The sequence below is a fragment of the Marivirga aurantiaca genome (assembly GCF_016679925.1).
GTDB lineage: Bacteria > Bacteroidota > Bacteroidia > Cytophagales > Cyclobacteriaceae > Marivirga > Marivirga aurantiaca.
This window is the reverse complement of record NZ_JAEQBW010000002.1, coordinates 465,009-487,837: the sequence shown is the minus strand read 5'-3', so window position 1 is coordinate 487,837 and position 22,829 is coordinate 465,009. Positions and strand designations below refer to the sequence as shown.

The window sequence follows — 22,829 nt, the reverse complement described above, 5'->3', positions numbered from 1 at the left end:
TTATGTATTTGAAGCGTATTTCTTGATGAGCTATTCAAAAGCCCGAGTCAAAGACTCTCTATTATTGAAAATCCGTAGAGCCCTGCGGAACTCTACGGATAGGTGAGTCACCAAAGTTTGTGTCCTCACAAACTTCTGCTAATCGAGGTATATGTCGGCAAACCAGGTTCAAGCTCGTTTGTAGGGACACTCATCTAGGGCAGACATGGTAGGGCTTTTGTTGGCAATATAAAAAAAGCCATCCCAAATAATGGAATGGCTTTCAAATGAATCATGCAGTGAATTGCTGTATTGATTGAATTTAATTCTTCACAATTCTAGTACGGTAAGCTTTATCATCCTGGGATACTTCGAGCAAGAAGACTCCACCTGATAATTCTGACACATCCACGGTTTTTTGACCTGTACCTTTTCCTGATTTTAAAACTGATCCCTGTAAACTGATCACTTTATAGGTATAGGTTTTGTTATTGCCAAGCTCTATGAATAACTGTGATTTAGTAGGATTAGGATATACAATAACATCCTTTAGCAAAGCCTTGTTATTAGCCGTCACTAATTCTTCTTCTCCTGTTACATTCACTATCTCCGACAAACTACCTGAAGTATGATTAACAGAAGCATTAAGAGAGCCACCCACTGCAGCTGTTGGTGCAAAACGCACAAATACCGTAGTTACCGGCACTTCTCCGGCTTGATCCATAGCTAAAGTGATGCTCTGTTCAAATGCTGAGTTTTCACTGAAACTTACCTGATAATTGGCATCAGCAGTAATTACAATATCAGCTTCAAGATTCTCTCCTGACACTGTATAGGACTCTGAATCAGAGAAATCGCCTGTTGCTACTGTTCCAAAATCAAAACCATTGTCGGCACCCGAAATAGTAATTGTCGGAACAACTGCAATTTCCGTACCTGTCAAAGCTACTGACTCAGATAAGTCTGCACTTGTTATGCTAACTGAACCTGGTACCACTTCACCGGTATTTGCTCTTGGGGCAAAACGAACATAAATAGTTGAACTCTCAACATTCCCCTCTTCATCAATTTCCAGAGTCAAAGCTGAAGTATAATCAGAAGATTCAATAAAGCTCAATTCATATCCCTCTGTTACTGTAATGGAAATATCCTCAGTCAACAATTCACCGGAAACAGTAAACGATTCAGGATCAGAATTAACTCCTGATTCAACAGATCCGAAATTAAAGCCTCCTGCCGGAGCTGTTACCGAAATAAGAGGATCAGTATTGATGATGATTTCTACATCTTCTGCTGTTTCAGAAAAAAGTTGATAATCCTCATTAAACTGACCAATTATAGCTGTAATATTAACATATTCAGTAGGGATATCTGCTCCTACTAATGGATGACCAGAAGACCCAATTCTAAATATAACATTATCACCTGCATCATTTGTAACATTATAGTTACCAGATGCAAAAACACCGGTTTCTACAAATTTTACATTTTGTACAAGTACTAATTCCGACTCAACTGTTTCGTCAACCTCGTTAATTGTTACTACTTGCGGACTTGGTAAAGCTTTTCCCTGAGCAATTATAGAAATATCAGTTGTCGGAGCAATTTGCAATAAGCCATTATACTCATCCAAATCGCCTTCTACCACAACGCTATCACCTACTACCAAATCACCGGAATTTAAACCTCTCACTACTATACCAGCAGTTCCATCATAAATCACTCTATTAGAACCACTATGGTTTGGTCCTCCGATAACTATACCTGTTACCTGAACCGAAGATTCAATTGCCATAGCACGTGCATCCTCTATTAATATTATAGCTCCTTCAACGCCCTCTTCACCACTTACTTCAAGCGTAACAGTGTTTGCATCTGTACTTGTCATTGAAATATCTCCACTATAGCTAATCAATTCTTCAGTTGGTTGGAATCTTACATAGATTGTGCTATCTGTAATATTACCGTCAACATCTCCTGTGATTAACAATGGAGATCCAGAGGTACCTACATTGCCAGAAAAATCTGCATTAACACTTACTTCAAAATTTGCAGGAGGTGTTATGCTCAATTCAGCTGTTAAATTTTGGGCTGTCACAGCATACGATCTAACTTCTGAGTACTCATTAATAGCTACCTTGCCAAAGTTCCCGTCAAACCCGGTATCGTCTGCTGAAATAAATGTAGCATCTGTAGAAATATCGCCTCTTAATCTTACATTATCAACTCTCCATTCCGGAGCATCAGTTTCATCAGATACATATTTAAAAGCAATATAGAAATCACCACCTACATGAGCTGTAAGATCTACATAGCCAGAGAATGTCCAGCTTGAAGAACCTGCAAATTGCGCAGTTTCAACCAATGTCCAATCGGCTGCATCGATACTTCCTTCTCCTGCATAAGCAGTGGAAACATATAATTCCAAATCTTCTCCACTGAATCCTTTGTAAGAGTAAAAATCCAGATAAGCAGAAGTAAAGCTTGCTCCATCCAACACTGGGCTTACCAACCAGTCTTCATTAATTTGTGCACCACTTTCAAAACCACTCATTCGAGCTGCTGAACCATCAAATCCGGTAGTAGTACATGCCCACACCTGATCTCCAGTTACACTTATAGCTTCAAAGGTATTTAAGGCATCACAATTTGTAAAGTTTTGAACAAGGCCTGATTCCCAGTTTTCACCTGAAGCCATTCCTGAAACTGTAATGGTTTTGTCATCAGCATTGGTACTACTAGCTACGATATCACCACTAACTTCTCCTATGGCTGTAGGGGCAAATCTCACATATACTGAGGCTGCATCTACATTTTGTCCATCGGCTGTCAGTACCACAGAGTTGCTAAAAGTTGTATTATCAGCAGACACCTCAAAGTTTGCCGGGGCAGTTACTGTTATATTATCTTCCAATAGAATACCGCTTACCAATAGTTCACTTGAAGGAGAAGTAGTATTCGCAGCTGTTTCTCCAAAATTACTTTCAAAGGCACTGGCATCCAAAGTAATGGTAGGCTCAGTAGCACTAAAAGTTGTCCAGGTTACGTTGTCAATATTTACCTGACCGGCACCCTCCGGGTTTCTGAAACTCAAAACAAAATCACCCGGCACTTCCACTACTATGTCTCCCGAATTTTTAACAGCACCTGTTTCCCCATCAGAAGTAACGGTTGCAACAAGATTGTCATTTACATAAACCTCCAAGCCAACATTTGTAGAGAAAGCCTGGCTATAATCAAAACTTAGGTTTCCTATACCGTTGGAAATAGTTCCTGAAGTAACCTCTGCAGCCGGAGTTCTATTTCGTCCTAGCATAGGAGAAGGTCCATCCATATTTACATCCCCTCTTGCCTGAACATAAGACCATGTAGATCCATCCTGACCGAGGAATGTACCATCAACATAAGAACTACCTACATTATCATAGTTATCAAAATTCTCCACAAGTTCTGAAGGTTGTTCAGAAATTGCAATGTCAGTTGTACCATCTATTGTACCATCTGTGGCAGTTAAAGTCAGTGCACCAACTACATCGTAGCTTAAAGCTGTAAAATTGGCTGTACCATCTGTCAAATCCAATTCAGTAGTACCACTTAATGTACCGCTTCCGGAAGCACTAATTGTAACTGTTCTGTCAGCTACATCTACATTTCCGTTGGCATCTTCTGCGGAAACAGAAACATCAAAGTTATTTCCAACAATGGCTGCGGAAGAAGTTGACACAACCAAAGTAGTTGCCTCTACTGCTATAATATGTTTTGCTGATGAAGCACCGCTTACACTGGCAGAAAAGAGTGATCCATCACCCGAAGCATTGAAATTATGGGTGGCAGGAATTTCAAATGCCAAAGTATCGCCATCTGTTACGCTTTCAGCTAACCAAATTGATAAAGTCACTGTAGAATCTGCACCATCATTTACAGTTAAAAGATTGTCTGTTAAATCAAATGTGATGGAGTTCTCTGTAATGGTAGCATTTGTAGCAGTAAAAGTTTCTGCTGACAATGAGGCTCCTGCTACTACTTCTGACCAATTGGCCATATTGCTTGCAGCAGCTGAAATGGAAACACTGTTTACGATAGTTGGCTCCCCGTCAGCTGTACCGGCATCAACAATTTTAAAGTTGAATACATTGACTGCATCGGCCTCAGCATTTGCCACAGATGAAACTGTAGTTATTCCGATTGGACTATCCGCTGTTGTGATATCAGAATCAGCATCATTATCAGATGTGGTTGTAGCATTAGCAACTACTGGTTCATCTAGTAAATAACAATTTTCAGCTGTATTATAAGTATAAGCAGCAAAATGATAGGCTGTTCCTTGTGACAAGGCTGTAACCTGAGTGCTTGCATCTGCACCGGCATACACCACATAATTTCCTGTACCTATTTCGGTACCGCTTGCAAAAGCTGCATCGGCCGTATAAGCTGTAAGAAGTTCAGGATCAGCATTCACTGCGCCATTTGCCCTTGCCAAAATAATTGTGGCATCGCCATCACCCGCTGTCCAGTCCAAATCAATGGTATTGTTGTCAACCACTGTGGCATTTAATGCGGTTGCTTGAGTAGTTGGAATTGAGCAAAGTGCCACATAAGAAGTCCATGTAACATTATCGATGTTTACCTGACCACCAGTTGGATTTTTAAAACTCAATGTAAAATCTCCTTCTACTTCAATAATAATCTCTCCTGAGTTTTTAATCACGCCTTGTTCGGTATCTGAAGTAACAGTAGTGATGGAATCTCCATTCACATAAACACTTAATAATACATTAGAAGAAAATGCCTGGCTATAGTCAAAAGATAAAGTTCCTATTCCCCCAGAGATTGTTCCTGAAGTCATTTCAGCCTCAGGCGTTCTACCTTTTCCCAACATTGGAGTTGCTCCATCAATGGTTTGATCTCCCCTTGATTGAAAATAAGTCCATGTAGAACCATCAATCCCTGTAAAACTACCATCATTATAAGCCGAGCCTGTTTCCGGGTAATTCTCGAAAGTCTCTACATTAGTATTACTCACATCAATAGTGACACTATTAGTAGTAATACCGCCATCAGTAACCGCTAAAGTAATTGCTTCTTCAACATCATATTGCAGGTCGGACCATGTGTAAACTCCATCAACCATAGCTTTGGTTGCTAATCCACCAACAGCGGTTAAACTACCTGTTCCTGATTGAAGGTCAATGCTTACATTTCTGGCAGCAGTATCTGTATTTCCATTTTCATCCTTTGCGGTGGCCGTTACCTCAAAATCGGTAGCGGTTTTAGTACCTGCAGGTGCGTCAATGGCAAATTCAGTTGCAGAAACTTCAATTGTATGTGTGTTGGAAGTTACTGCTGCATCCAGGGTAGTTTTAATTACTGATCCGGCTGCATCAGAAACAACAGAATGTGTAGCTGGAATTTCAAAAACCAAAGCTTCACCATCTGTCACTGAAGTATTCAGCCATACACTTAGTGTGAAAGTTTTAGTGGAATTATCACCTACCGTATAGTTCACTGCTTCAAAAGTAATGGCATTATCTGTAATACTGGAAGCAGTTTCAACAGTAGTACCATCTGTAATTTGAGCACCTGCCAAAACAGATGACCATAAAGCCTCATTTGCTGTTCCGGGCTCTATCACGATTTCAGTAACAATGGTGGCAACGCCATCAGTAGTTCCTGCATCTGTAATATCAAAAGCAAAAACTTCCACTGCTTCGGCATCCGTATCTTCCAATGATGAAATATTAGCTGCTGTAATTTGTGTGCCTGTTATTATATCCGAGTCATCATCGTTTATTATTTCATCAGTCGTTTCTGAAACTGTAGTAACACTGGTTTGTTCATTAGGTGTTCCTTCATCATCAACGGCCACTATATGTACATAATATACAGTATTATCAGTCAAGCCTGAAAGGCTAATAGTGCCATCGGCAGTTGGATCAGTATAAGCTACTGTTTCTGCACTTGCTAAAACTGTAGCCACATCAGGTGTGGAATTAGTAGTTTCGTCTACTAAATAATAAACTGTCCCTTCTTCATCCAATCTGAAAGTCACATCAAAAGCTGAAGTAGTAGGTGTTCCGGCCGTTGGTCCTGTAGTAAATTCCGGAGCATAATTATCTTCAATATCAGCAAAAGTCCTGGAAGTAATTTTTGCAGTACCACTAGCTTCTCTGGCTATACCGATCACATCAAATCTGCCAAAAGGAATTACTTCAGTATTATAATCTATATTCGTAAAATCAAAATTTCCATTATCGGCATCAAACATCAAAGTGTTAGTACCATCAGATAAATTTGATTCTACTACATCTGCGAAAGTATTGGTTCCGTTGGCAGATTCAAAAGTAACCTCTGAAAGTTGGATTAACCTGCTTTCATAAGTGTCAATGTCTCCTGTGAAATCAGTAATACTTACAACTATTGGAGTAATAGTGTTAGCTGTAGAATTAATACCGGGATAAGCAGTTGGCACAGCTTGTAAAACACCACTAAAAGTAGTTAAATCTGCTTCAAAATTAATAATTCCATCACCAATTTCTGCTACCGGGTCAAATGTGGCAGCATTATCATCTACCAATAACCCTCCGGTAGCATCTTGAACGAAAAATTGGTTTCTGCCATTTCCCGTTACATATGAAACATATACTTCTCCGGAAATTTTAATAGCGTCACCGGTACCTATTAGCCTGGCAGCAGCAATATCTGCCACTAAGTTGGAAGTTGTATTATTAGTGACAACCTCATCTGTAAATGATGCTACAACCGCTGCTTCATCATCAACCAGGTCGCCAGCCACATCATCATAAGAAATTAAGATAGCACCTGAATTTTTGGCAATTTCTTCAGCCAAAGTTAAAGTCCATTCGGAAGTTCCATTACCTGTGAGACTATTGATAGTAGCTCCTGCTCCATCAATAGTAACAGAAATACCAGTTTCATCAGTACCTGTAACATTCTCAGAAAAAGTCAATATGATATCATTAGTTGTACCCGCAGTTGCAGTTGCTACACTATTGAGTACTGGCAATGCATTACCTGTTGTTGTCTCTGAAGTAGTCCCAGCCGGAGTTAAATAACAATCGTCCGCAGTGTTAAATTCATAAATGGCAAAATGGTAAGTGGTACCAATAGCTAAACCTGTAACAGTTGCTGAAGTACCTGTACCATTATACACTACAAAATTTCCGGTTCCAATTTCTTCGCCATCTCCAAAATTTAAATCAGCCGTATTATAAGGTGTTCCACTTTCAGGATCTGCATCTACAGCTGATCCTTCTTTAGCCAAAATCAAAACATTATCACCGTCACCTCTGGTCCAATTTAAGGTAAGGTCATTGTCATTAATAGCGGTTGTGGTACCAATTGTAGCTTGAGTAGTTGGCGGGGTGCATGGAATGAATCCAGTCCATGTAATATCGTCAATAATAATTTGAGAAGATGTAATATTTCTAATTTCAATAATTATATCACCTCCAATATTAATGTTATTTACCTCAAATATTTGTTCATCAAAGTTATCAAAAGCAGTTGAAGTACCTTGAGAAACACCATTAACAAATAATTCAACTTGCCTATTTCCACCTCCAGTAAATCCTTTATAAAGTTTTACTGAGAAATTACCAATTCCACCTGCTATTGTACTAGAAGTAATTTTAGAATCATCTGCAACTCTTCTCAACATTAAGGCAGGTAAATCAATGCCTGAACCATTGGTGTCGTTATTTCCATCTCTTGATGCAACATATGTCCAATCTATTCCATCATTGCCTGTAAAGGTGTTTCCACCATAGCTACTGGTAGCATTGCTATTTGTAAAATCCTCTAATCCCTGCCCCCACAAATTTCCCACTGTGAAGCAGAGCAAGGTCGTAAGACTGAGCACTAAAAATTTTCGGTAAAGTTGTTTCATAAGTATATAATTGTTTTAAGTTGTCTCATGGAATTCGCAAAATTGATATTCATCCTCGGTTGGTGTTTCTCAATCATGCTCATTTCATGTGTTTTTTTAAATAATTGATAAATTAGGAATACTCCCAACAGAGATAGATTTGCGGGTAAAAATCCGGAACGTTGGGCATAAAGCATTGATTACTAATGTAATATTTAACGTAAAAATGAGAATTTATCCCAAAAGTAGAAAGAAATTCCTGGCTTTTCATTCTACTTTATTGAAGTTTCTGTTAACAAATTATTAAGAAGTGACTTCAGGTATGGAAGTTTAAACACAAATCTTGGTCTGATCGCTTTAAACGATAAAAGGCTAACGAATTTCTTCATTAGCCTTTGTTGTATCATGCAAAAATCTTTATTAGTTATTTAGCCAACCACACCACTTCTTTGTGATCGTTTCCGGCTTGCAATACAATTCTTGTAGGGTTTGGGGCTAAAGCCAAAGTAACTTTAGCACTTGCAAAATCATCTGCTTCTACTAACACACCTTGTCCGGGAGCCACATCAATGGTGTCATCTTTTACAATGTATTCATCAGCCAGGTAGGCAATTGGCAACAGGACATCATTATCCGGGCAGAACTCATCGTGTACGTGAGCCAAAGCTTCTTCTAAATATTCGCCAAAATTTTCTACAAAATCATCTTCAAGGTCATGAAGCTCCTCCTCGATTTGATCATAGTCTTTGTCTGCATAATTCAGCTTACTTAAAGCAATTTTTTTCTTCACGAGAGCGGTTAAATCCGTGTCTAATTTCTTAATATCTACCATTATTTAATTGGGCTAAAATTTATAAATGCAAAATTCCTTAGATTGAAGTGAACTTCCAAACAAAGTCTGCACTAATTCTTAATAATTGTGGTTTTATTTCTATTATAGATTAAAAAAATTAATTTTGATTCGTAATAATTTTACAACCTACTAAAACTATTAAAAAAATACTATGGAACAGGATTTTTTACCCATAAAAGGGACTGATTATATCGAATTTTATGTAGGCAACGCCAAACAGTCTGCCATGTACTACCAAACTGCTTTGGGGTTTGAGATGAAAGCTTATGCCGGACCTGAAACAGGAATCAAGGACAGATCGTCCTATATGTTGCAACAAGGGAAAATACGACTGGTTTTAACTTCTTCATTAGTGCCAGATTCCGAAATATCAGAACATGTAAAAACACATGGTGATGGTGTAAAGGTATTGGCTCTATGGGTAGATGATGCCGAGCTTTCGTGGAAAGAAACCACTTCCCGTGGGGCCAAATCACACAGCGAACCAAAAACCATTAAAGATGAGAATGGTGAAGTAGTTCTTTCCAGTATTCATACTTATGGCGAAACGCTTCACACTTTTGTTGACAGATCAAATTATGATGGTCCTTTTTTGCCGGGCTACATCAAAAAAACAAGCACTTTGCCTGCCAGTCCTATAGGATTGAAATATGTTGATCATTGTGTAGGAAATGTTGGATGGGGTGAAATGAACAAATGGGTGGAATTCTATGAAAAAGTAATGGGATTCAGCTTATTAATTACTTTTGATGACAAAGATATCTCCACAGAATACACTGCCTTAATGTCCAAAGTGGTTTCCAATGGTAATGGATTTATTAAATTCCCTATTAACGAACCCGCTGAAGGAAAGAAAAAATCTCAGATTGAAGAATATATCGATTTCTATAAAGGGCCGGGTGTACAGCATATAGCCATTGCTACTGATGATATCATCCATACAGTTTCAGAGATGAGAAAAAGAGGAGTGGAATTTCTTAATGTACCGGATACCTATTATAAAGATTTGTCGGATAGAGTAGGAACCATTGAAGAAGACATGAAGCCTATCCAGGATCTGAATATTTTAGTAGACAGAGACAATGAAGGTTATTTGTTACAAATTTTCACCAAACCTATCCAGGACAGACCCACTGTGTTCTTTGAAATCATCCAAAGAAAAGGTGCCAAATCTTTCGGTAAAGGAAATTTCAAAGCTTTATTTGAGGCTATAGAAAGGGAGCAGGAATTGAGAGGGAATTTGTAAAAGAAATCAAGTGTTGAGAATTGAGCATTAGGGAATTACAATTTAGAAGGTAACTTCAGTGGTAATCAAACTAAAGTCTCAGCAGCAATCTATATAATTGAAAAGCCTCGGAAAAATCTGAGGCTTTTATACTTTATAAAAAAACCGCCTTTTGTTATAGTTTTTTTTGACCAAAACAAATAAAAAAAGTTATCTTGATTGACAAATAATAACAATCATCCGTATGATGCAGTGTGTATAGATGATAACTCAATCATCCAATATTGAAATTTCATTAAACCAATTTAAAAGCAAATCTAATGACAACCGAAGAAAGAGCTCAAAACTGGCTTAATAGCCAATCAGTTGATGACAAAACCAAAGATAGCATTCGTGAAATGCAAGCAGACAGGCCGGAAGAATTTAAGGAATCTTTTTATCAGGACCTTGAATTTGGAACCGGTGGATTGCGGGGTATCATGGGAGTTGGAACCAACCGGATTAACCGCTATACTTTGGGGATGGCCACACAAGGGCTTTCCAACTATCTCAACAAAACTTTCACTGAAGGCGGAGTTTCGGTTGCCATTGCGCATGATTGCAGAAACAATAGTGACACCTTTGCCAAAACCGTAGCTGATGTTTTTACTGCCAACGGAATAAAGGTTTATTTCTTTGACGGATTAAGACCCACCCCGGAACTGTCATTTGCTATCAGGCATTTTGGTTGTAAAAGTGGGGTGGTTCTTACAGCTTCTCATAATCCAAAAGAATATAATGGCTACAAAGCCTATTGGACAGATGGCGCCCAACTTATTGAGCCTCATGATGTGAATGTGATGAAAGAAGTACAGGCAATCAAATCGATAGACGATGTCAATTTCTCCGGCACTAAAGAACTGATTGAATACATAGGTGATGACGTTGATAAAGCTTATTTGAAAAAGGTGCAAAATCTCACTCTTTTCCCGGCAGCAACCAAAGAGGAGAAATCAATAAAAATTGTTTTTTCCCCAATACATGGAACCGGTATAACGCTTGTGCCAAAAGCATTGCAAAACTATGGGTTCAATAATGTACACCTTGTGGAAGCGCAATCCACGCCTGACGGTAACTTCCCTACGGTAGTTTATCCTAATCCGGAAGAAAAGGAAGCGATGAAAATGTCGTTGGCTATGGCTGAATCTATAGATGCAGACATAGTAATGGCCACCGATCCGGATGCGGACAGAATTGGTATTGCTATTAAAAATGATAAAAATGACTTCGAATTGCTTAATGGAAACCAAACAGGTTCCATGCTTATTTACTACCTGCTAAGTCGCTGGAAAGATCTCGGTAAATTCACCGGTAAGGAATTCATTGTGAAAACCATTGTGACCACAGAGCTCATGACAGCAATAGCCGATGGTTTTCATGTGAAAAGTTATGACACTTTGACTGGCTTTAAGCACATAGCCGGATTAATCAGGGATTTGGAAGGCAAGGAACGATTCATTGGTGGCGGAGAAGAAAGTTATGGTTATATGATCAGTGATTTCGTTCGCGACAAAGATGCGATAGCTGCTGCTGTAATGATAGCAGAAATGACAGCTTATGTCAAATCAAAAGGGATGACCTTATATGATTACATGATAGAAATGTACCTCAAATTTGGTCTTTACAGAGAAGATTTGATTTCCATTACTAAAAAAGGAATTTCCGGTAGTGAAGAAATCCAAAAAATGATGACTCGATTCAGGGAGAACACACCTCCGCGCATTAATGGTGTGAAGGTAATCAAGATGAGGGATTACAAAACAGGTACTGAAAAGGATATAGAAAGTGGTGACAAATCCCAACTCAATTTCCCTTCTTCCAATGTATTGCAGTTTTTCCTTGAAGATGGTAGCAAAATTTCGGCCAGACCTTCAGGTACAGAGCCCAAGATAAAATTCTACGTGAGTGTGAATTCAAAGCTTTTAAATAAAGAATCGTTTGAAAAAGAATTTAAAGCGCTGGGTGATAAGATAAAAGGCTTATTAGATGATATGGATATCTAGGTGATTAAGTTTTGAAGTGTTGATGTGTTGAAGTGCAAGATCTATTCGGTAAAGAGTATATAATTAATAACATCATAATCCTAAGATGTAAACAACCTCATTGCCAAGATCTGTACATCACAGGCCTTTTCACCCTTATACCCAAGGCCTGTGACCCACAGGCCTCACATAAATACGCATTCCTTAAAATTCATATTAAAGTTAACAAATGAAAATAGGTTTAATTTCTGACACCCATGGCTACTATGATGAAACTATACCTGATTATTTTGGGAATTGTGATGAAATATGGCATGCAGGGGATATAGGTGAAGGGCAGATTATAGAAAAGCTCAACCTCATAGCTCCTACCCTGGCTGTGTATGGAAATATTGACACACCTGAATTTCAGAAACTCTATCCCGAAGATTTACATTTCGAAAGAGAAGGTTTAAAAATATTTATGAGCCATATCGGTGGAAAGCCGCCTCATTATAATCCACGTATCAAAAAAATCATTAAAGAAGTACAACCAGATATATTTGTGTGTGGTCATTCCCATATACTCAGGGTAATTACCGACCCCAAACATAACAAGTTATTGTACCTTAACCCTGGTGCTGCCGGAAAGCAGGGTTTTCATCAAATGAGAACGCTTTTACGCTTTGAAATAGATAATAAAAAAATCAGTAAAATGGAAGTGATTGAATTGGGCAAACGTGGAGTGATAGGCTGATTAGTTCCAGTGGTACGAGCTACAAGCTCGCACCAACTTTAGATCAATTCCAATGCCTGTAACAATTAGCTGGCGCAAGCTCAGCTCGTGTACTTATCTCTTAAACTATCAAACCCAATCATATCATTTTGATAATAAATTCATAAAGCTAATTTGTTACTGAAATTCAATATTTTAAATCTGATACTTAGCTGGAATGGTTGACGAAAACTTGAGTTGGCGCGAGCTTTCAGCTCGTGTCCGCAATCAATAATTATTTCAAATACTTTTATTAATTTAGTAAGGTCATTGAAAAATTCATTTCATGAGTCGTAAATATAAGTTCCGCAACAAGGAAGGTTTGTATTTTGTAAGCTTTGCAACAGTATATTGGATCGATGTTTTTGTAAGAGACTTATATTGTTGGGAAATCTTAAAGAGCTTAGATTTTTGCCGCAAAAACAAAGGAATGGAAATATTCTCCTGGTGCTTAATGCCCAGCCATACCCATTTTATATTCCGTGCAAAAGAAAATAATCCAGGAGACTTAATGCGGGATTTTAAAACTTTTACATCAAAGAAAATTCAATTCTTAATTGCAAACAACCCACAGGAAAGCAGAAAAGAATGGATTCTATGGATGTTTGAAAGAGCAGGAATGAAAAACAGCAATGTAAAGAATAGCCAATTTTGGCAACAGAATAACCAGCCAATTGAATTGTGGAGCCCTGAAATAATAGACCAGAAAGTTAATTATATTCACAATAATCCAGTTGAGGCAGGTTTTGTTTCAGTGCCTCATTTCTGGAAATACAGCAGCGCAATTGACTATAGTGGAGGGAAAGGGCTGTTGGATATTGATTTTATATAAAAAGGAACAATGGAGGTACGAGCTGAAAGCTCGCACCAACACTGATTTTTTCTTAGCCATAATGTCCGGTTCTTTTATTTCAGACGACAGTAAAATATTTAGCTGGCTTGAGCCTTTAGCTCGTGTACTTACCCCTTAGCTGGCGCGAGCTTTCAGCTGCTCGTGTCCTTCTCTCAACTATCAAACACAATCAAATCTTCATTATTAATGCCAAAAGCTACTTCATCTCCTGATTTACCAGAAAATTGGGCCTGATTGGCATGAAATATAAAGCCAGTGGAAGTTTCCACTTTTAAGAGAAAAAAAGCACCCATGAAATTAACAGACTTTACAACTCCTTTCAATGAGTAGTCCATTTCTTCAGTTCCAGTTAACATGATGAGTTTGTCCGGCCAAACACCATACTGCTCAGTTTCCATCAGCAAAGTCGCATTCTCCCTATTCTCATTTATTTCATTAATTGGGATTTGGTTAAACAAGCCTATCAAGTTAGCCACCCTGGCATTACCGGGTCGTTGATAAATTTGTTGTGGGGTACCAGTTTGCATAATCTGTCGATCTTCCAGGATATGGATATAATCCGCGAGATAAAAAGCTTCATTTACATCATGGGTCACAAATATAATAGCAGTTGCCAATTCTGCTCTGATTTCCTTCAAAGCATCCATTAGGAGTTGCCTGGTAGATTTATCCAGTTGTGTAAATGGCTCATCCAGCAATAACACTTCAGGCTGTGTAGCCATGGCCCTTGCTATAGCCAATCGTTGTTTTTCTCCTCCTGACAATAACTCAATTCGCTTGTCCTTAAGAGGTTCCAATCTCATCAGCTTTAATAACAAGGTTTTTTGCTCTTCAGCAAAATTATCATTATAAGCCAGCAAAGCATCTTTCAGGTTTTCCTCTACTGACCTGTTTTTTAGCAAGCGGAAATCCTGAGCCATATAAGCCAATTCTTCATGACCAGGAATCAAGGCTTCATCAGGATTTTCAAGAGGAATATTTTGATATAATACTGTTCCACTATCAGCAGCAATTAAACCAGCCAATATTTTTAATAAAGTGGTTTTTCCTACCCCACTCCTCCCCATGATGGCATGGATCTCTGCTTTCTTCACAGATAAATCAATCGAGTGCAATACTTCAAATTCATCAAACTGCTTGCAAATATTCCGGACAGAAAGAAGAGCGGTATTATTCATAGTTGGAAAAGCTTCTCAAGAAATAAGTAAGATAGGGATTTAAACACTAGACTTCCCAAAACAGTATAAACAGAAAAAGCGAACCCTGGGGTTCGCTTTCAAAAATATATGTGTAAATATTCTATTATTTATCTTCTTTTTTGTCTTCTGCTTTCTTTGCTTTTGGAGCATCATCAGATTTTTTAGTAGCTGCCTTTTTCTTAGGAGCTTCTTTTTTAGCTGTTGGAGCATCTTCAGTTTTAGCTTCCGCTACAGTTCCTTTAGGAGTTTCTTCAGCTTTCTTTGGTGTAGGTTTTTTACCTGCTTTATCAAATTCAGCTTTTATTTCCTCAACATCAACATTTTTGATGACCGGTTTTTGCTGTAAACGTTTAATATTATCAACTCTCTTCTTAGCTACTACTCTATTTTTTCTAGCTTTTCTTTTAAGACTTGTTCCTGCCATGGTTACTTCTTTATCAAATTGGAGTGCAAAGATATAAATTTTAGCTAAACATGCATAACCTTATTAAAATATTTTAAAGGGAATTGAGGAATAATTGATGCTTGAATCACAATTTTTGTAGTTTTGCACGTAAATAAAAATGCAATGAGTAAACAAAAACCCTCTTTACCTAAAGGAACACGTGATTTCGGGCCTGCCGTAATGACCAAACGCTATTTTATTCTGGATACCATCAAAAAAGTATACCAAAAATATGGCTATGCACCCATTGAAACGCCTGCCATGGAAAATTTAAGTGTACTTCAGGGTAAATATGGTGATGAGGGTGATCAGTTATTGTTTAAAATATTGAATTCCGGTGATTTCTTATCTAAATCAACTGAACAAGGTCTAAAATCCTCCAAAGAATTATTGCCGGCAATTTCAGAAAAAGGTCTCCGATACGACCTCACAGTTCCTTTTGCCCGTTTTGTGGTCATGCATCAGCATGAGCTGACTTTTCCTTTCAAGCGCTATCAGATTCAGCCTGTATGGAGAGCAGACAGACCACAGAAAGGCCGCTACAGAGAATTTTACCAGTGCGATGCCGATGCCATTGGCACCAACTCCTTATTATGTGAAGCAGAAATCGTACTGATGATACAGGAGGTATTTCAAAACCTGCAACAAACAAAACCGGATACTTTAGATTACGCTATTAAAATCAACAACAGAAAAGTTTTAAGTGGCATTGTAGAAGTAATTGGCGCAAGTGGTAAAGAAACCGATTTTGCAGTGGCTATAGATAAACTGGATAAAATTGGTGAGGAAAAAGTAAAAGAAGAATTAGCCGAAAGAGGTTTTTCAGCAGCCTCTTTAGAAAAAATAACACCACTTTTTTCCTTAAAAGGTGACAATTTCGAACAGATTACTCATTTAAAAGCATTCTTGAAAGACTCTGAAATAGGTAGCAAAGGAATAGCTGAATTGGAAGAAGTTTTCTCCATCCTACAAGGACTGGGGGCAGATGTACCTCAACTGGAATTAGATGTGACATTGGCCAGAGGCCTCTCCTACTATACAGGAGCTATATTTGAAGTAAAACCTAAAAATGTGGAAATGGGAAGCATTTCAGGTGGTGGCAGATATGATGGTTTAACGGATAACTTTGGACTGCCTGATGTAAGTGGAGTAGGTATTTCATTTGGTGTAGACCGAATCTATGATGTATTGGAAGAGTTGGATTTATTTCCTGATGCCCACCAGGAAAGTACACAGGTTTTAATTGTAGCCTTTGATCAGGAGAGCTGGAATTACAGTTTAAGAGTATTGAATTCCCTACGTGTAAACAATATCAAATCAGAATTATACCCTGAGCCTGTAAAACTCAAAAAGCAAATGAAATACGGAAATGATAAAAATATTCCTTTCGTAATTGTAGTGGGCTCAGAAGAAACGAAAAGTGGCCTATTAACTTTTAAAGATATGGCTGAGGGAAGCCAGGATAACCTCAGCATTTCAGAAATATTAAATAGACTTAAATAAACACTTAATTGAAATTATTAGCCCCTTTTGGCAATCATACAACAAAACTTTTAGCTGACAACAACTAGCAAAATTCTTAATTATGAGTAACTTTTACAGCATAAGCCATAACGCACCCACCCTATCTGACATCAGACGCATCATAGATAACAAGCTAAAAATTGAGCTTTCTGAAGAAGCCAGGCAAGCCATTACAACTTGCAGGACTTTTTTAGATCAGCATATCCAATCTTCTGAAGCACCGGTTTATGGAATCAATACGGGATTTGGTTCATTATACAGTAAGAATATTTCCAAAGATGATCTGGAGAAGTTGCAGTCAAATCTGGTAATGTCGCATGCCTGCGGCACAGGCCCTGAAATATCCCAAAGCATTGTAAAATTGATGTTGCTATTGAAAATCCAGTCACTGGCATATGGCTATAGCGGAATTCACCTAAATACTGTAGAAAGAATGGTTTCTTTTTACAATGAAGATATTTTGCCGGTGATTTATGAAAGTGGCTCTTTGGGAGCCTCCGGAGATTTGGCACCATTGGCCCATTTATCCCTGCCGTTGTTGGGCAAAGGAGAAGTATATTTCAAAGGAGAGAAAATCAGTGGTGAAACCTTATTGGCCAAAATGCAGTGGGAACCTATTCATTTAAAAGCCAAAGAAGGACTCGCCTTATTAAACGGCACACAGTTTATGGGGGCTTTTGCAGTTCATGCTGTTTGTAAAGGACAGGATTTGCTAAAATGGGCCAACACTATCAGTGCCATTTCTTTAGATGCGTTTGATGGACGTATTGAACCTTTTGACCACAAAATCCATCAAATAAGAAACCAGCAGGGGCAAATGACAGTGGCTGCTGATATTCGACACTTACTAAATGGTAGTGAGATTATTAAGCAGGAAAAAAAGCATGTACAGGATCCATACAGTTTCCGTTGCATACCACAGGTGCATGGCGCTACTTTAGATACCCTGACTTTTGCTCAAAATATTGTGGAGCGTGAATTAGCAGGAGTGACTGACAATCCAAATATTTTTCCTGAAGAAGGAGAAATTATCTCAGGAGGAAATTTCCATGGACAACCATTAGCGCTCATATTGGATTACCTGGCCATTGCTCTCTCTGAACTGGGCAATATTTCAGAAAGAAGAACTTATCAGCTGGTATCCGGTAGTCGCGGTCTGCCTGACTTCCTGGTAATAAATCCCGGTTTGAATTCAGGTTTGATGATACCACAATACAGTGCGGCAAGCCTGGTGAGTCAAAACAAGCAACTATGTACACCTGCCTCCGTAGATTCTATTGTTTCGTCTAACGGACAGGAAGACCATGTAAGTATGGGTGCCAATGCCGGTACAAAACTTTTCAAAGTATTGGAAAATGTCACTCAAATTCTTGCAATTGAGATGATTAATGCCTCACAAGCCATCGATTTCAGAAAACCCTTAAAAACCAGCCCTGTTTTAGAAGAATTAATTCGTAATTTTAGACAAGAAATTCCGTTAATAGTAGATGACCGCATTTTACATAATGATATCGTAAATGCAGTTAAGTTTATAAAGAGACATACTGCTTGAAAAATATATACTTGTTCATATTAGCATCATCTATCTCCTTTTTAGGTTGGGGTCAGGGAAGTTATTCCAGTGCTAATGGCTTGTTCGAAGTGGATTACCTGAAAGGTTGCGAGGGAACCACTATCACCCTAACACCTACAGGACCCTCAGGAACTTATTTCCCCTGCTTTGATGCCGACCTCTCTGACCTGCTTTCTACTGAAAATCAAACCTGCTTTGAAAATCAGGCCAGTGAGGTCAATAAGTATGAATTTACCTATACCGAAGCAGGTGTGTATGATATTTTATTGCTCATTCAACTTTCCAATAGTCAGTTATTTGATAGCCTTACCATTGAAATAATGGATCCTGAATTGCCTGCTGTGGCACTTTCCAATTGTAATGGTGAAGTACGAATTGGCCTTGATCCCGAACTGGAAAATTTTGACTTTTACAATATTACCTTTGGTGATGGGAGCCCTCCTCAGGATTTTTCCATTAATGAATTTCCTATCACTCATAATTACGCGGATAACTCCCAAAGCTATACCATTCAGGCCACGGGTAGTTTTGACAATTCAGGTTTCAACAATTGTGGAAATGACACTTTTACAAAAAACTTTATCCCTGAAGAATTAGAAGAAAGTGCTGCGGAAATCACCTCAATTGATCTTATTTCATCAACTTCATTTGAAATAGATTATACAACCAACGAAAATCAAATCTACAAGCTTCAGATAAAACAAAATAACAATGGAAGCTTTCAAGATGTAGCAATCATCACCTCTGAAACTGGAGGAACCTATTTGTTCCAGGATTTAGACCTGAATGCCAATTTTTATTGTATTAGAATCATTTCAGAAAGCCTTTGTAACGGTCAAAGCCTGAACTCCGATGAAATCTGCACCATTCGATTCAGTGGGGATGCGGGTGCGGATGGTAATTTGCTGGATTGGAATAGTAGTAGCTTTGAAAATACGCTACTCTATAAAAATGGAGTGGAAATTTATAATGGCGATGCTCCTTTTCTTGATATAAATGTACTGTGTGGGCAAAGTGATACTTATCAACTAGTTGGAATAAATGCTTCAGGAATAGAAACTCGTTCTTTACCAATAGATTTAGTAGCTGAATCCGGCACTCCCCAAATACCCATTTCCCAAATCGCCACCAGGGTGCTTTCTTCATCGGAAGTTGAAATTTCATGGGAAGTACCGCCTGGACTTCAACCGAATGATTACATTATTTATAAGAAAAGAAACGCTGGTGAAAATTATTTTAGCATAGGAACAACAAGTTCCACTAACTTTACTGATATAGCCGTTAGTACGCAAAATAAAATCCATTACTATTCCATTGTCTATACCAATAGCTGCGGAGGTAGTTCAGAGCCATTGATTGTAGCACCCAACATCTTACTAAAAGCCAACCAAACCGAAAACACCCTTACTTTCTCATGGAATAACTACACGGGTTACGACACGCTTTTGAAAGAATATATTGTTAAAAAATATGATGGCGACAAAAATCTTCTTGAGGAATGGAACCAGGGTCTTGAAACTTCCTTAAACGATGATGTAGCCAATGCTGAAGAGCAAAAATACAGCTATCAAGTAGAGGCCATTTCCGAAAATGGCCAGGTTTCATATTCCAATGAAGTGGAATATAAAATACCCTCAACCTTTTTTGTTCCTTCCGGTTTTACTCCTAATGGGGATAGTAGAAATGAGGAAATTAAAGTGGTTGGCAAATTTATTGATCAGGTGGAATTTAGCATTTATAACCGATGGGGTACACTGATTTTCAAAAGCAATGAACTTGAAAAAGGCTGGGATGGTTTTCTTCAAGACAGAGAAGCCCCTGAAGGCACCTATACTTATACAATAAAAGTAAAAGATGAGTATGGTGAAGAATATTTTAAAAGTGGAGTATTTAATTTAATAAGATAAGAATATGTTTGATATGATGAAAATGATGGGCCAGATTAAAGAAGTACAGGGCAAAGTAAAGCAGGCTCAGGAAAATCTGGTTCATATCACTGCTGAAGGCGAAGCCGGGGCAGGAATGGTAAAGGCGGTTGTCAACGGTAAAAAGCAAGTGATCAGCATTGATATTGACGATTCAATGATCAATGATAAAGACAAGGAAATGATCCAGGATTTGACTGTGGCAGCCATAAACAAAGCCATTGAAGAGGTTGAGGTAAAAGCACGAGAGGAAATGAAGAAAGCTACTGATGGTGTATTGCCCAATATTCCGGGGATGGATTTAGGTGGAATGTTCAATGCCTGATCAGGTAGCCGTAGTAATATTAAATTATAATGGGAGAAACTACCTGGAGCAGTTTCTCCCATCTGTCATAAAGCACAGTAAACCTCATCAGGTAATTGTAGCAGATAATGCCTCTACTGATGATTCCATTTCTTTTCTGGAAACACATTACCCTGAATTGCGGCTGATTAGGTTAGAAGAAAACACTGGTTATGCGGGAGGTTACAATAAAGCATTGGCACAAGTTGAAGCTGATTATTTTATCCTGCTCAATTCTGATGTAGAAGTTACTCCCGACTGGATTGATCCCGTGATCCGGTTAATGCAACAAAATCCAAAAATTGTAGCCTGCCAGCCAAAAATTAAATCATTTCATCAAAAATCCCATTTTGAATATGCCGGTGCTGCCGGTGGTTTTATTGATTATTTGGGCTACCCATTTTGTCGCGGACGCATATTATCAAGCTTAGAAGAAGATAATGGTCAATTTGATGATGATAAAGAAGTTTTCTGGGCCACAGGTGCCTGCTTATTTGTAAAGTCTAAAGATTTTTTTGAATTAGGAGGTTTGGATGATCAATTTTTCGCCCATATGGAAGAGATTGATTTTTGCTGGCGTGCCAAAAACGCAGGATATCAGATTTATTATAGCTCAGAAAGTACTATTTACCATGTGGGTGGTGGAACTTTGCAAAGTGAGAGTCCCTATAAAACATACCTTAATTTCCGTAACAATCTTTTGATGCTTTACAAAAACCTAAATAAAATGGAATTTGATAGCATCTACAAGCAAAGGAAATGGTTGAACTACCTTGCTGCTTTGCAATTCTTTTTAAAAGGTAAAACCACAAATGCACAAGCCGTTTTAAAAGCGGACAAAGATTTCCATAAAATGAAAGTGAATTACCAGCCGTTTCAAGGCTCAGGTTTGGTACATCTTCAAATTTATATGCAGTCTATTATTAAAGCCTACTTCTTAAAAGGAAAGAAATTTTTTAAGCATCTGAATTTTTAGGAATAGCCCTCCCTTTCCAAACCTGAAATTGTATAGCTATCGGTGTTATCATTAATCTTTTGGATTTCGACTCAACTTATGTTTAAACACCTAGTAAAAAACAACTTATTTTTTTATATTTAGAACAAGTAAAAAGACAATTTAGATACTATGGAGACATTAAAGATTACAGAGTCAAGCCTGGTAAATGAGGAGAACATCTTAACTCGATATAGTTTTGCAACCACCTACTTTGACAGTACTTTAAAAATTGTTGGGGTAGTTTGGCATGGCACCTTTAAAACTGAGGATTATATTCAGCTATTTGATAAAATATTTGAAGACATTCAAGGGAAAAATCCTATTGGTTTTTATTCTGACATCAGAAAGCAAGGAGTTGTACCAGTAGAAGCAAGAAAATATTTTGAAAATGTTTGTTCTCCCAAGGGAACAGCAATGGGTATGAATAAAACGGGAGTAGTAACCGATGCATCACCTTTTAAAAAATACTACTTAAATACAGTCATAAAAATGACAAAAAGACCAGTGAAACTCACTTCAAATCCTGTTGAGGCATTGGAATTTATTTTGTCTTAGTAAAAGATCACTGAGGGGAAATTTTCCAGGCGTTATACAACTCTGCAATTTCAACCGGATCTTTGATAAGCTTTTCTTGTATTTTTTTAACTAATAAAGGGTAATCATTAAAAAAATGAACCAATTGCTTTTGCTTTAATCCTAATACACCCTGCGTCACACGTACCATTTCTGACTGTCCTGTTTTCTTATATAAAGGAATGTAATCATAATAGCCGCTGTCTGCATCCCTAAATTCCAACTGATAATAATCTACTTCTCCGGAAACTATCATTTTAACAAATACTTTTCCACCTTCTCCATATCGACTTGAATAGCTTGTAGTTAAAAATACATTTTCTTCCAGTAGCCAAATGCTTCTGTAAACATCATTTCCTATTTTGTACATGCTGATTTCTTTAGGTGAAAACCTTTTAGCAAAAAATAAATTTCTTTTTAGTCTTACCTGCTTATAAAGCTTCCCAAAAGGTTCAGAGGAACGGTCTTTTAGTTCTCCATAGATAGTATCCTTATCTATAGTTACTACATAACCACTTTGATACCCATTTTGGGCAATCACTTGATGTGAAAATATGATGAAAGAAATAATTAAAAGTGATAGAAAAAAAGACCTCATACATATCAATTTAACATTTAATTTAATCAAGCCAATACCAACCAATTCTGTACCTATCCAATTCCACTTAAACATTTCAGGT

15 protein-coding genes are annotated in these 22,829 nt (G+C 37.9%); 10 read left to right on the top strand and 5 right to left on the bottom strand.

From position 1 onward, the window contains the following. Positions 1–301: 301 nt before the first annotated feature. Together JKA74_RS07470 and JKA74_RS07465 are read right to left on the bottom strand one after the other, a co-directional pair. Positions 302–7,885: a DUF5689 domain-containing protein gene (locus JKA74_RS07470; RefSeq protein ID WP_201430536.1), complete on the bottom strand. Its 7,584-nt coding sequence runs from the start codon at positions 7,883–7,885 to the stop codon at positions 302–304. Positions 7,886–8,288: 403 nt separating this feature from the next. Then, complete coding sequence (locus tag JKA74_RS07465; protein ID WP_201430535.1) at positions 8,289–8,696, bottom strand: hypothetical protein; 408 nt, start codon at positions 8,694–8,696, stop codon at positions 8,289–8,291. 172 nt (positions 8,697–8,868) lie between these two features. Here JKA74_RS07465 and hppD point away from each other — a divergent pair, with 172 nt between their 5' ends. From hppD to JKA74_RS07445, 4 genes are all read left to right on the top strand, one after another. Next, a complete protein-coding gene (hppD, locus tag JKA74_RS07460; protein ID WP_201430534.1) occupies positions 8,869–9,963 on the top strand; it encodes a 4-hydroxyphenylpyruvate dioxygenase in 1,095 nt (364 codons plus the stop codon). A 299-nt stretch (positions 9,964–10,262) separates the two neighbouring features. Further along, a complete protein-coding gene (locus tag JKA74_RS07455) occupies positions 10,263–11,984 on the top strand; it encodes a phospho-sugar mutase (protein ID WP_201430533.1) in 1,722 nt (573 codons plus the stop codon). A gap of 208 nt (positions 11,985–12,192) precedes the next feature. Next, positions 12,193–12,699, top strand: coding sequence for a metallophosphoesterase family protein (locus JKA74_RS07450; protein ID WP_201430532.1), 507 nt, complete (start codon positions 12,193–12,195; stop codon positions 12,697–12,699). Positions 12,700–13,003: 304 nt separating this feature from the next. Next, positions 13,004–13,549: an REP-associated tyrosine transposase gene (locus JKA74_RS07445; RefSeq protein ID WP_201430531.1), complete on the top strand. Its 546-nt coding sequence runs from the start codon at positions 13,004–13,006 to the stop codon at positions 13,547–13,549. A gap of 173 nt (positions 13,550–13,722) precedes the next feature. Here JKA74_RS07445 and JKA74_RS07440 read toward each other — a convergent pair whose 3' ends face one another. Both JKA74_RS07440 and JKA74_RS07435 read right to left on the bottom strand, forming a co-directional pair. Continuing rightward, on the bottom strand, positions 13,723–14,748 hold the full coding sequence (locus JKA74_RS07440) for an ABC transporter ATP-binding protein (protein WP_201430530.1): 1,026 nt from the start codon (positions 14,746–14,748) through the stop codon (positions 13,723–13,725). 124 nt (positions 14,749–14,872) lie between these two features. Beyond that, on the bottom strand, positions 14,873–15,193 hold the full coding sequence (locus JKA74_RS07435) for a hypothetical protein (RefSeq protein ID WP_201430666.1): 321 nt from the start codon (positions 15,191–15,193) through the stop codon (positions 14,873–14,875). A gap of 144 nt (positions 15,194–15,337) precedes the next feature. Here JKA74_RS07435 and hisS point away from each other — a divergent pair, with 144 nt between their 5' ends. The 6 genes from hisS (at position 15,338) to JKA74_RS07405 (ending at position 22,131) form a co-directional block, all read left to right on the top strand. Continuing rightward, positions 15,338–16,717: a histidine--tRNA ligase gene (hisS, locus tag JKA74_RS07430; protein WP_201430529.1), complete on the top strand. Its 1,380-nt coding sequence runs from the start codon at positions 15,338–15,340 to the stop codon at positions 16,715–16,717. A gap of 82 nt (positions 16,718–16,799) precedes the next feature. Continuing rightward, positions 16,800–18,290 carry a histidine ammonia-lyase gene (gene hutH / locus JKA74_RS07425; RefSeq protein WP_201430528.1) on the top strand — a complete coding sequence of 497 codons (1,491 nt, stop codon included), beginning with the start codon at positions 16,800–16,802 and terminating at the stop codon, positions 18,288–18,290. Beyond that, positions 18,287–20,218, top strand: coding sequence for a T9SS type B sorting domain-containing protein (locus JKA74_RS07420; protein WP_201430527.1), 1,932 nt, complete (start codon positions 18,287–18,289; stop codon positions 20,216–20,218). Before hutH ends, JKA74_RS07420 begins: the two co-directional genes overlap by 4 nt. A gap of 4 nt (positions 20,219–20,222) precedes the next feature. Next, positions 20,223–20,561, top strand: a complete 339-nt coding sequence (locus tag JKA74_RS07415; protein ID WP_201430526.1) for a YbaB/EbfC family nucleoid-associated protein — start codon at positions 20,223–20,225, stop codon at positions 20,559–20,561. Beyond that, complete coding sequence (locus JKA74_RS07410; protein WP_201430525.1) at positions 20,554–21,555, top strand: glycosyltransferase family 2 protein; 1,002 nt, start codon at positions 20,554–20,556, stop codon at positions 21,553–21,555. Before JKA74_RS07415 ends, JKA74_RS07410 begins: the two co-directional genes overlap by 8 nt. Positions 21,556–21,705: 150 nt before the next feature. Next, positions 21,706–22,131: a hypothetical protein gene (locus JKA74_RS07405; RefSeq protein ID WP_201430524.1), complete on the top strand. Its 426-nt coding sequence runs from the start codon at positions 21,706–21,708 to the stop codon at positions 22,129–22,131. A 7-nt stretch (positions 22,132–22,138) separates the two neighbouring features. Here the strand turns inward: JKA74_RS07405 and JKA74_RS07400 are convergent, their stop codons facing one another. Continuing rightward, complete coding sequence (locus JKA74_RS07400) at positions 22,139–22,822, bottom strand: hypothetical protein (protein WP_201430523.1); 684 nt, start codon at positions 22,820–22,822, stop codon at positions 22,139–22,141. Positions 22,823–22,829 lie beyond the last annotated feature (7 nt).